Raw genomic sequence first — 11,175 nt, forward strand, 5'->3', positions numbered from 1 at the left:
TTCCTTACCAACAACGCCATGCCTAGAGCATGGATATTCGCTCTCTTGTTGGTCGGAACTTTGCGCGTCTACGGCGCGAGGCCGGTCTGACGCAAGAGGAAATCGAAGAACGCTCCGGTTTTAGCCAGCAATATATAAGCGGGCTGGAGCGCGGTCAGCGAAACCCTACAATCGTTTCACTCTATGAGTTGGCGCAGGCGCTTGGCGTCGATTATCTGGAGCTACTGACACCTGATATCGAATCGACAAGAAACAAGAAGCCCAAGAAAAAATGCGGCTAGACAAATCGCTCTTTGATATAGGACTGAGCTTCCTCGCCCGTCAGCTCTTGTGACGAATTCCCGCTCCGCACAAAAAACTTATCTTGAGGTTGCCCGCCCTTGGAGGCCAGCTTGATAAATGTCGCCTTGTTGGCCTGCGAAATTTCTACTCGGCATATCTCAAGCCCCGCAACCAATGGAAAATCCACTTTGACTTTAGTAGCCGTAAAGCTTTCACCAAAATGTTTTTGAAACAGGTTTGTTAGGTGTAACTCGAATTTATCCCTATCGCCGCCGCCCAAAGCTTTATAATCGTTTTCCAAGCCAACGATTTCCCCTTTGTCTTTTACTCCGATAATGAGTGTGCCGCCATGCGCATTTGCAAAGGCGGCGACTGTTTTCATAATCACGCCTTCTAGCTCTTTGTTGACCTTACTTTCGCGGACATCCCATCGCAGCGTTTCTTTAAGCTCCAAATCTTCGTTTTCACCTTCGGCTATAAGATCTTCTATTGTCGCTTCTTCCTCAAGAGTGGCGCTATCAACAATACCGTCAAGCCATGCATTCAAGCTATCAGCAAGCTCTTGACGCCGCACTTTCAAGAAGAGTTCGTAATTATCAAGGGACCAAAGCTCTTGATCTTCTGGAATTAATTGCAACTGCAATGCTTTGGGGAAACGCTTCTGCACATCCGCTAAATATTCGGACGCACTCTTTGCACCTTTAGATCGATTTGCCAATTGCGTCAGGATTGAGCGGTTGGTCAGTTCTTGCGCCAAGGCATACTTTATTCGGTTGCCCCTGCCATAGCCTGCGGCTTTGAGCTTTGAAAATGGGAAAATATGATCGTATTCAAGTTGATACTTTTCACCCATGGGCTTGTGAATTGCGACGCCAGTTGTCAAGCAGATTGCGTTTCGACTCTTTAGATGCCAGCGCAAGAGCGCAAACAGCGGGTGCTGAACAGCGCGCCCCTCAAACTCTCCAGCCGTTATGGCGAGATTGCCGCCACGTTCTTCTCGGATTACGTCCAGAAGCCGATCAAACGGCGACGGCGACTCCAGCACAATTTTTAAATCGTGGTCCAGTTTTTGTGGTAGCTGATTTACATACCGGCGCCTTGCTTGGGAATAATAAAACCACTTCACAATTTTCAGAACTTCTGTTTGTGAAAGGTCACAATTCTTATCAAAGCAATGCACGATGATTGGAACGAGCGCATAAACTGAGTTAATTTCGTCCGTATGATCTACGAATGCATGAGAGCGCAGAAGATTAGCAACATAATCAAGAACTTTGTTTTCCAAAACCTCCCAAGCTTCCCGCATGGGCGTATCGTTTTCTATCGGGTGGAGCTTCTGCATCTTTGAGCCTTCATGATACAGCACGCCCAGCAATACATAGACGACAAAATCTAGCTTAAATACAAAGCCGTTTTTCTTAAGCGAATCCAATTTCCTTTTGAAGCGCTCGCGCGCCTGGGGCCAATATCCAGATATTTGCGCAAGCGCCAATTCTGCATCCGTCAACGACACCCCGCCCGCATTAACTTTGTAAAAAATATCTATCGCTTCGCGAATGGTTGCTTTGATAGGTACGGTCTGTTCTGGAAATTCACGATCAAGGATACTCAAAATGCTGGCGACATTGTCATGAAATTTATCCTCTTCATCATCGGATAATTCGCGTCCCTGTTCTCGCAAGGCTTTCAACACGCCTTGCGCACGCACGTTCTTTTTAAAAACATCTGTTATATCTACCCAGCGCGGGTCATTTTCCATACGGATTTTTGAATAATATTCGAGTTCAAGCGTCTCAATGTTCACATGAAGGCCGCGTGTGTCCTGCGTTATTTCTTCAAGCTTGTAGTATGGCGGCAGGACGCCGTTGATTAGCATATAAAGCGTCGTGATGCGTTGCTGCCCATCCAGCAATATTCTAACAGCGCCTTGCCTATCATCGTAATCATGGTCGCCCTTCAACTCAGGCGGCGCATTCGTCTCCCATGTGAGCATCGTTCCTGTTGGGTATTCCTTGATGAGAGAGTCGATTAGCTGCTTCGCATCCTCTCTTTTCCACACATATTCTCGTTGAAACGCCGGTACGAATAACTGGTGCTCATCAATTTTATCGAGAATTGTAGAGATTTTCATGTGCCTCGCGCCTTTAAGCAGTATTCAGGGAAATACTCTGGAACGATGGAGAAACGCTTACTCGAAGCGTAAATTGGCAAAAAAATCCCCCCCACGGCAAGCCGCAGGGGGTGATTCTTCGTAATGAAATTACTTACCGTGACTTCACTACTGATCTTTCCGGGGCAATAATTAGCCTAATACTTTCCAGCAATGCAAGAAAAAAGCGCCTCCCGGAGGAACAATGAAGGTTAAAGAATCTCTCTGTCTCGGAACGGATGTAGGTATCGCTTCGAACGGATGGGCCATACTCGATATGGAAGCCGAATCCATTAGCGGGGCTGGCGTTCGTTTATTCGATGCACCAGAGACAGACAAGGAACGAAAACCAAAAAATCAAATCCGACAGGAAAAGCGCAGCTTGCGGCGGGTCATTAGCCGCAAAGCGAAACGCATGAGTGAGGTGAGGCACCTTTGCTTTGAACATGGGCTGACAAAAGCGCAATCAAAAGACCTGTTCCACACGCTTCTCAAAACGTTAAATGAAACGCCGGGACAAGCGACCGTCGATGACCAGGGCATAACGCCATGGAGCTTGCGCGCTGATGCCTTACAACGCCAATTATCGGGCGCAGAGCTTGCTGTGGTTTTAGGGCACATCGCCAAACATGCGGGTTTTCAATCTAACCGCAAAGGCGGCGAAAAGAATGTCGCTGGCGACGATCAAAAGGCGTTGAAGGCCATGGAGGGGCTGGCTGTAAGAATTGGTCCGTACAGAACTTTCGGAGAGGCCTTGCAATGCGATTCAGAACTTTCAAAACGCAAGCGGAATCGCAATGAAGTTTATGACAGAACGCCGAAAAGAGATTGGCTGCGCGCAGAAATTTCAATTATTTTTGACGCGCAAAGGAAACTGAGGAATGAGCTTGCAACAAAAGAGCTTGAAATCGCTTATTGCGACATAGCCTTTGCTCGAAAGGCGTTACAGGACTCAGAACACCTTGTCAGGTTTTGTCCATTTGAAGAGGGCGAAAAGCGTGCCTCCAAATATGCGCCATCGTTCGAGCTTTTTCGCTTGCTTCAGTCTCTTGTGCATCTGCGTATTGATGATCCTGAACGGGAGACTGACAACCTAAAACCCGAAGAAATCGCCATAATAGAAAATGCATTTGGCATCAATAAATCGCTTACCTTTAAGAAGGTTCGCTCGCTTTTGAAGCTGAGCGATGATGGGCGATTTCGCGATCTTCCGCTTGGAGAAAAAGAACGAAATGACGCTGAGAAGCGGGATGTTTCCGCGAGAAAGAAGAGTGGGGCGGAAGGAACATACACAATGCGCGCAGTTCTTGGAGAACTGTACGATAAAACTCCAATTGAACAGCTTGATGACGCTATTGCGAAAATAGCCTTCCGCGAAACGAATGAGTCTATTGAGCAGGGCCTAAAGGAAACCGGCCTTTCCCAAGAAACGATTTCACGCCTTATGCAAGGTGTGAAAGATAATGCGTTTCATTTTGCAACCGGGGCGGCGCATATTTCCGCAAAAGCCTGCCGGAAAATTATTCCCGGTCTTCGCATTGGCCTTGTCTATTCCGACGCCTGCGAGCAGGCAGGTTACGATCACGCCGCCCCGGAAATGTCGCCTTTCGTCCGCCTTCGTCAACAATTGCAGGAGGCGTCGCTAACCGAAAAGCGCAAGGCCATCATCGCCATATTGGCGGACAAAGATAAATCGCCCATCAACTCTCCTGTTGCGCGAAAGGCGGCCATTGAGGCCGTCAAACAGTTTGTGACTTTGTGTCACGAACATCCTGTCCTTGCTGGAAGCCTGCCTGGGCAGGTCAATATTGAGCTTGCGCGCGAAATGGGAAAAAGCCCCGAGGAACGCTCAAAATTGACAAGCGGCCTTGAGCGGCGAAATCGTGAAATGGATAAGCTGGCGGAGCAGTTTGAAGATACTTTTGGGCGGCGCCCCCAAAAGGGCGAATTGCGAGTATATGAACTTGCGCAGGAGCAAGGGTGGAAATGTCTCTACACAGATGACCCAATCGATCCTAACAAGCTTTTTGACGGTGTATCCTATCAAATTGACCATATTCTGCCATGGAGCCGATTTGGGGATAATTCTTACGTTAATCTGACTCTCTGCACCGCTTGGGCAAACCAAAACAAGAAACGAAGAACACCTTACGAGTGGATGCATGAGGATGGATTGGATTGGGAGAGTTATGTTGCTCGCGTTGAGTCTCGACCTGGCGCGCGCGATCCGCACGGAATGAAGGGCATTAAGAAGCGAAATTATTTGCTGCAAAACGCCAAAGAAAAAGAAGAAGCTTTTCGGACGCGAAATTTAAACGACACCAAATGGGCGGCGAAGGTAATATTGCAGGCAATCGAGGCCGTTTATCCCATAGAATTGAATGAAAACGGCAACCCTATACGCCGCGTTAGAGCGCGGTCCGGCGGTGTCACATCTCTTCTGCGGCGCGGGTGGGGACTTGAAGGGCTTAAAAAAGATAAAGCCGGAAACCGGATGAATGACGACAGGCATCATGCGCTGGACGCAATCGTCGTCGCGGCCACAAGCGAAGGGATGCTGAATCGACTAACAAGGGCAGCTCAAAATGCAGAAAAATTAGGAAAACCACGCCATTTTGAACGACTTGACCTTCCTTGGACTGAGTTTAGGGAGCAAGTCAAAAATGCTCTTGGCGCAGTTACATGTTCCCGCGCCGAACGCCGCCGCGCACGCGGCGAAGGTCATGAGGCGACTATTCGTGGGTTCTCCCCCGAAACAGAACAGGTTTTTATTAGAGAAACACCCGAAAAACTCGTGCAAGGGCTCGTCAAAAAGGCAGACGGGAATCCTGTGCAGTTGGAAGCCTTGATAGCGGAAAAATTTGAACGGCCTGAACGGTCGAAGAAAGTTATAGAGTCGATTGCAGAGTGGGCGCTAAATGGCGCCTCTAAGCAAAACCCGCCGCTTGGCCCTACGGGCGATCCAATCCGGCGAGTACGCATTATCGACAAAGGAAAAAGGCCTGCGGTTCTTTTGGACAAAAAAGCCACCGCCGATAGAGGTGAGATGGTCCGAGTCGATGTGTTTTCAAAAACGGATAAGAAAGGACGGGAGAAATTCTATCTTGTTCCCATTTACCCGCACCAAGTGATGGATAAACGTGATTATCCGGCGCCGCCGAATTTGGCAATTGTCGCAAACAAAGCGGAAAGCGAGTGGGAGAAAATCACAGTAGATTATTTGTTCAAATTCAGCCTACACCCGCTCTGCTGGATTGAGGTGATTAAGAGCGATGGGGAAGTTATTGCCGGATATTATCGTGGGACTAGCAGAAGCACTAGCGCACTGACGATTTCCCCTCATTTTTCGCTTCAAGAGGAACGCTTAGGCATAGGGGCACGATCTTTGCTTAGCTTTAGGAAATTTTCAGTAGACAGGCTGGGAAACTGTTCTGAAATCAAGGCGGAGCCGAGATTGTGGCATGGCGAGGTGTGCATATCTGCAACCCTGCCGGACTGAGTCTCCGGCAGAGTCAGCTCGTCGTCAGTCAGGACGGAGAGGAAGTCACCTTCCTCATTGAGGATATAGCTTATCTTATCCTCGATACGCGACAAACAACTATTACCGGATCAGTATTCGCCGCAATCCTCAATGCCGGAATTGCTATTCTTCAATCTGACGAAAAACATATTCCGTGCGGGATCGCATTTCCCTTTCAAGCGCACTGGAAACAGGGAGAGACGGCTCACCTGCAAACCTCTTTAACGCAACCGTTTAAGAAGCGCGCTTGGCAAGCCATTGTCAGGCAAAAGGTTCGCAACCAAGCTGCCGTGCTTTCTATACTTAAAACGGAAAAAGCTGAGACTGAAGCCGCTGCGCTTAAGGCGATGGTTGCTCAAGTTAAATCCGGTGATCCAAGCAATGTAGAGGCGCGAGCAGCGCGTGCATATTGGGGAGCTTTATTCAAAGACTTTCGGCGCGCAGATTTTGGTGACCGGCGAAATGCTGCTCTCAACTATGGATATGCGGTTGTTCGAGCATGTTTGGCGCGCAGCCTTTCCGCTTCGGGACTAATTCCTGCGTTCGGTTTGCATCATGCCAGCGTGACAAATGCTTTCAACCTTGCCGATGATTTGATTGAGCCGTTTCGACCGTTTGTGGATTACATGACCCTTAAGCTGTTGGGGAATGAGCCCCCGCCAGATCAGGAATTGACGAAAGAGGATCGTCAGGCCATGGCGCAGGTGCCGTTTGAAACAGTGATGTTAGACGGCGAGAGCCTAAGCCTTCTGTTAGCAACAGAAAGAACGGCTCAGAAGTTGACCACCGCAATGCGCGCGGGCGATCCCAGCATATTGTCCATGCCGGAATTTACTGTTGGCCAGCGACTCCTATGAAACCTGAGGAGGCGCGATTCATGTGGTTGATGTGTTTTTTTGATTTGCCGGTTAGTACGCCCGCCCAAAGGAAAATGGCTGCCCGATTTCGCACCCATCTAAAAAAAGATGGCTTTATAATGTTGCAATGGTCCGTTTATGCTCGGCTTTGCAAAGGCGAGGATGCTGTGGAAAAACACACGCTCAGAATCAAAGGCGCGCTCCCTAAAACGGGCTCTGTAAGGTGCCTCCAGGTCACTGATAAACAGTATGGACGCATGAAATTGCTCTTGGAGACTGCAAAAAATACAGAGAAAAAGGGAGCTGACCAGCTTGTTTTGCTCTGAATTTTTGCATCTCGAAACGCAAAAATCTTTAACAAAACAAGCTGATACAGCGAACCGAGCCTACCACGGAAAGATCAGTAGGGAAGCCACGGCCTGAACGCGCTGCGCCATCCATGCGTTTGCAGCCTACCACGGAAAGATCAGTAGGGAAGCCACGGCTCTAAGTTCAACTCTAATCAATATCGCTTTAGCCTACCACGGAAAGATCAGTAGGGAAGCCACGGCGAACTCGTTGCCCTCGATCTGCAGACCGCCAGCCTACCACGGAAAGATCAGTAGGGAAGCCACGGCTGAGTGATACATATCAGGACGCAATTCCATAGCCTACTACGGAAAGATCAGTAGGGAAGCCACGGCGATGCGGACAGAAAATTGAAGGCGAGGGATAGCCTACCACGGAAAGATCAGTAGGGAAGCCACGGCGTAAAAACATCATTCCGTATTTGGATTAGCTTAACACGTTCTTTTCAGATCAGAATTTAAGCGGCGAAGGGGGTGAAGTTTAGAACGAATTAGAATTCGGATTCTATAATATATTGTGTTACATTCTCTACTCAACTCTACCAAACTATAAGGATGAGCGCTTCAAATGGCCCCTCTGCTCAACCGTAGCATCCGAAAAAAGCGACGCAGCGTTAAGCAAGGCGGAGAGGACCAACGCGCGGCAGCCCTTCGAAAAGCGGGACTTGAATTGTTGGCTAATGCTGATTTTGAAAACGTCTCAATTGCCAGAATTGCAAAAGAGGCAAGGTGCTCGGTTGGCGCATTCTATTATCGCTACAAAGATAAAAGCACCTATTTGCGCCAATTAGTTTCGGCAACATTTAGAGGGCTGGAAAATAGGTTGCAAAATCGCCTTTCAAATTCTGACGGCCAAATATCACTATCGGAATTTCTATCGTATATAATTACGAAAATAAGCACTCCGGAAAATGCGGGAATTATTCGGGCGACTTTAAAATTAGGCGCGACGGACAAGGATGCGCTGCAACCATATGAGAATTATCGCGAATACGTCGCCGTAACGGCTGGGAATATTTTCAAGGGTACGTCTAAAAAGAAAATTCGCGTGAGAAAAATTCGGGAAGCGGTACAAATCGTTTTTGCGGCGATAAATGACACTGCCTTGATGCCAAAGAGCGCGACAATGAAATTGGACAGCGATGATTTGTTAAATTCACTTTGTGCAGTGGCGGCCACTCATATTGGCGTAAGGCCTGATATTAAAGGGAAAATTACGAAGGTTACGGTTATTGCCGGAAATGAACCGGAAGAAGCGCCTGCAATAAACAAGAAAGAGGCGCCAAATAAGAAAAAACTTACGCCGCGTCGGCGCGGCAAGGTGACGGTTTTATAATTGCCATTACCGCCCCTTATCTTTCTGACGTATTATTCTGCAATTTCGACTCTACCCAGGCTAAAAGATCGCGGCGGCGGTAGCGGATAGAACGGGCTGAGATTTTCACATATTGCGGACCGCCACCTCTCAAGCGCCAATTCTGTAAGGCGCGAATTGTGTAGCCCAGGAACGACGCTGCATCCTTCTCACATAAGAGCTGATTTAGATAATCAGGCGGATAACCTTTCGGCTCATGTCCTACTCCATCCGGCATATACTGACTCCTACAAACGCTGACTTACGCCAGCAGTTTGTTAAACCGCGCTGCCCAGAAAAAGGACTATAAATGCCGTTTGAATTTATAGTTTTCAGGTGGAATTCAGCCTTTCGGCCTCGGCTTGGAAATCTTTAGTAATAGCAATCCGTATAGCTTCGTTCTTAAAGCCTTTTTCGGTTCCATATTTTTCGACTAAATGTGCGCGAATGGCCGGATAGGCGTGCGTCATCGGTTTTGAAAAATCGATTTTTCCGTTGCTCTTTAATTCCTCATAGACCGCAAAGATTTTTTCGCGTGAAGATGGCCGCCCAACCGGGTTGGGTGATGGATTTCGTAATTCGGCGACCTTCGGGCTTTGCTTATTGCCGGAAATTTTCTTATTTTTAGAGGGCTTAATTATACGGACGCCTTCGAATTTCAGGCTTTCATTTTCAATTTCCGATTTCTCGAAATTGATTTTCCCTAATTGCCAAATATCAGCCGGAATTAATTGCGGCGCATGGTTTATTTGTCGGGGCGATAAATAGCCAATTCCAATTAATTTGCCATTTTCTAATTGGCGCCGGAATTCCTGTTGAACTTCATATCTGCGCCTGCCGGGCTCAAAAGCAGCATCGACTAGATTGCCAATTGCGCCGCCTAAATATGCGGGGTCATTTTCCCAATTATCCGGTAATTCATGGGGCGGCGAATATTCCTTATTATTGTATCTCCGCCAAATCCCGTATTTATCGAGCGCGTCTTTCAGCGAAAGCCCCGATTTGTGCGCTTCCTGGGGCGTCATGGCGCAATTTCCAATTGGGAAGTCGGCTTATTTGGAAATTCCATTATTTCCGCGTCGCCCTTGCCGTTTAATGCGTCGAGAATTCTTTGCGAAATAATATCCGCCGCCGCCAATAGGGCTTTATCCGGCATATGCGCATATCTGGCCGTTACGCCTGAAAGGGAGTGACCCAACAAACCGGCAATGGTCAGCTCGGAATAGCCTAGCCCTGCCGCAGCGGACGCATAGCTATGGCGCAATGTATGAATTGACGCGTCTTTTATTCCCGCCCGCGCGCATAACCGCTCAAATACGCGCGGCAGGCCGATAAAATAGCCATCTCCGGTTTTCGCCGGGAAAATCCATTCGATATTTTCGTTGCGCGGCTGGCTTTGGAGAAATTCGACGGCGGATTTTCCGATGGGCCGCATTTGGGCGCCGGTTTTTGTGTCGCCAAAACGAATGCAGAAATTTTTTGCATCAAACCAACCCCAGGGAAGGCTCAGAATTTCGCCGCGCCTGCATCCGGTAAGCGCCAGCGCTTTTATCGCAGCAATACCCGTTGAATTCTCTCCGGCTTCCTCCGCCTCACGCATAGCGGCGCCGAGGGCTACGAATTCATCAAGACTGAAAAACCGTGTGCGTTTTTGGCTTGGGTATTTTTTCACAAGTCGCGCGGGATTATTTTCAACAAAACCATTTCTGCGCGCAAATTCGAATATGGCGCTCATTATCGCCAATGTTCGCGAAGCTGCGCCTTTTCCGCCTGTCGTATTGCCCCCGCGCCCAGTACGCTTTTTCATTTTCGCTGTTTTTCCGGCGGCAATATCCGCTTGCATTTTCGCAAGGTCAGCAACAGTCAACCGTGCAATGGCGCGCCCGCCAATAAGCGGGCGTATATGGCATTCAATGCAAGTGACATTGTTTGCGTGGGTTGAAGGTTTCAGCCAGGTTTTCGATTCCGTGACGTAAAAATCGCAAAGCTCGCCGACCGTCATGGCCTTACGCGCTGCCGCCTTGTCTGCCGCAGGGTCATTGCCCTTATCCGCCTCGGCGAGCTTTTGCCGGGCTTCCTTGCGCGCCTCATCTGGGGTGAGCTTCCCCACACGGCCTAATGTGAGCTTACGCAACCGGCCTTCCTGGGTCCGATACATGACGATCCACGACCCTGATTTTCCTGAACGGAAGCGCACGCCAAATCCCTTTAGGGAATTGTCCCAATGGGTAACGTCTTTGTCGCCCGGATTGGTGACGAGTGAGTCGACAAATCGCTTTGTAAGCTTTGGCATCTCTAAGCTTCCGGCGGTTTGTTACCCAAAATCTAAAAGTCATTCTGGGTAACACATGGGTAACAAAATGCAGCGTTTCATGGCGCTATCGGTGTTAAACGATAGCAAGAAACAAGCCATAAATCATCAATAAAATCAGTTTGTTATAGTAAATCAGCGCAGTGTGGCGAAAACGGTGATTTGTGCCCTGATAATTTTCGTAATGATGGGGTCGCGTGTTCAAGTCACGCAAGCGGCACCATTTTCATTAAGCATTTAAAAGCTTTTCGAAATTGAAAAAAAGCCGCGCCAGTCCCTGTCGCCTTGAGTGAATGGCGTGCGGTCAAGCGGTTTTGCAATTTATACTGCGGCATAAATCGACGACGGGAAGGTG

The 11,175-nt window shown here is 48.6% G+C and carries 9 protein-coding genes and 1 CRISPR repeat array; of the genes, 5 read left to right on the plus strand and 4 right to left on the minus strand.

The window, feature by feature from the left end:
- Positions 1-29: 29 nt before the first annotated feature.
- Positions 30-281: a helix-turn-helix domain-containing protein gene (locus ACQK2Q_RS16025; protein WP_425410750.1), complete on the plus strand. Its 252-nt coding sequence runs from the start codon at positions 30-32 to the stop codon at positions 279-281.
- Here ACQK2Q_RS16025 and ACQK2Q_RS16030 read toward each other — a convergent pair.
- A complete protein-coding gene (locus ACQK2Q_RS16030) occupies positions 278-2,413 on the minus strand; it encodes a GmrSD restriction endonuclease domain-containing protein (RefSeq protein WP_425410751.1) in 2,136 nt (711 codons plus the stop codon). The two genes, ACQK2Q_RS16025 and ACQK2Q_RS16030, sit on opposite strands and share 4 nt — an antisense overlap.
- A 223-nt stretch (positions 2,414-2,636) precedes the next feature.
- Here ACQK2Q_RS16030 and cas9 point away from each other — a divergent pair, with 223 nt between their 5' ends.
- The 4 genes from cas9 to ACQK2Q_RS16050 all read left to right on the plus strand — a co-directional run bounded on the left by cas9 (position 2,637) and on the right by ACQK2Q_RS16050 (position 8,491).
- Entirely contained in the window at positions 2,637-5,930 is a 3,294-nt protein-coding gene (gene cas9, locus ACQK2Q_RS16035; RefSeq protein WP_425410752.1) for a type II CRISPR RNA-guided endonuclease Cas9, read from the plus strand.
- The gene (gene cas1, locus ACQK2Q_RS16040; protein ID WP_425410753.1) at positions 5,903-6,808 is read left to right on the plus strand and encodes a type II CRISPR-associated endonuclease Cas1; all 906 of its coding nucleotides are present in this window, start codon (positions 5,903-5,905) and stop codon (positions 6,806-6,808) included. Before cas9 ends, cas1 begins: the two co-directional genes overlap by 28 nt.
- Complete coding sequence (cas2, locus tag ACQK2Q_RS16045; protein WP_425410754.1) at positions 6,805-7,134, plus strand: CRISPR-associated endonuclease Cas2; 330 nt, start codon at positions 6,805-6,807, stop codon at positions 7,132-7,134. Before cas1 ends, cas2 begins: the two co-directional genes overlap by 4 nt.
- A 57-nt stretch (positions 7,135-7,191) precedes the next feature.
- Positions 7,192-7,557: a CRISPR direct-repeat array (repeat unit 36 nt; unit sequence AGCCTACCACGGAAAGATCAGTAGGGAAGCCACGGC).
- 166 nt (positions 7,558-7,723) lie between these two features.
- A complete protein-coding gene (locus ACQK2Q_RS16050) occupies positions 7,724-8,491 on the plus strand; it encodes a TetR/AcrR family transcriptional regulator (RefSeq protein WP_425410755.1) in 768 nt (255 codons plus the stop codon).
- Positions 8,492-8,507: 16 nt separating this feature from the next.
- Here the strand turns inward: ACQK2Q_RS16050 and ACQK2Q_RS16055 are convergent, their stop codons facing one another.
- From ACQK2Q_RS16055 to ACQK2Q_RS16065, 3 genes are all read right to left on the minus strand, one after another.
- The gene (locus ACQK2Q_RS16055) at positions 8,508-8,747 is read right to left on the minus strand and encodes a helix-turn-helix transcriptional regulator (protein ID WP_425410756.1); all 240 of its coding nucleotides are present in this window, start codon (positions 8,745-8,747) and stop codon (positions 8,508-8,510) included.
- Positions 8,748-8,841: 94 nt separating this feature from the next.
- Positions 8,842-9,534, minus strand: a complete 693-nt coding sequence (locus tag ACQK2Q_RS16060; protein WP_425410757.1) for a hypothetical protein — start codon at positions 9,532-9,534, stop codon at positions 8,842-8,844.
- Positions 9,531-10,802: a tyrosine-type recombinase/integrase gene (locus ACQK2Q_RS16065; RefSeq protein ID WP_425410758.1), complete on the minus strand. Its 1,272-nt coding sequence runs from the start codon at positions 10,800-10,802 to the stop codon at positions 9,531-9,533. The genes ACQK2Q_RS16060 and ACQK2Q_RS16065 overlap by 4 nt, the downstream gene beginning before the upstream one ends.
- Positions 10,803-11,175 lie beyond the last annotated feature (373 nt).

Source organism: Hyphococcus sp. (assembly GCF_965228385.1).
Taxonomy (GTDB): domain Bacteria; phylum Pseudomonadota; class Alphaproteobacteria; order Caulobacterales; family Parvularculaceae; genus Hyphococcus.

Bases quoted from the DNA above. Each gene is read 5' to 3' on its own strand.
- ACQK2Q_RS16025 (WP_425410750.1), top strand. From the start codon at position 30: ATGGATATTCGCTCTCTTGTTGGTCGGAACTTTGCGCGTCTACGGCGC.
- ACQK2Q_RS16030 (WP_425410751.1), bottom strand. From the start codon at position 2,413: ATGAAAATCTCTACAATTCTCGATAAAATTGATGAGCACCAGTTATTC.
- cas9 (WP_425410752.1), top strand. From the start codon at position 2,637: ATGAAGGTTAAAGAATCTCTCTGTCTCGGAACGGATGTAGGTATCGCT.
- cas2 (WP_425410754.1), top strand. From the start codon at position 6,805: ATGAAACCTGAGGAGGCGCGATTCATGTGGTTGATGTGTTTTTTTGAT.
- ACQK2Q_RS16050 (WP_425410755.1), top strand. From the start codon at position 7,724: ATGGCCCCTCTGCTCAACCGTAGCATCCGAAAAAAGCGACGCAGCGTT.
- ACQK2Q_RS16055 (WP_425410756.1), bottom strand. From the start codon at position 8,747: ATGCCGGATGGAGTAGGACATGAGCCGAAAGGTTATCCGCCTGATTAT.
- ACQK2Q_RS16060 (WP_425410757.1), bottom strand. From the start codon at position 9,534: ATGACGCCCCAGGAAGCGCACAAATCGGGGCTTTCGCTGAAAGACGCG.
- ACQK2Q_RS16065 (WP_425410758.1), bottom strand. From the start codon at position 10,802: ATGCCAAAGCTTACAAAGCGATTTGTCGACTCACTCGTCACCAATCCG.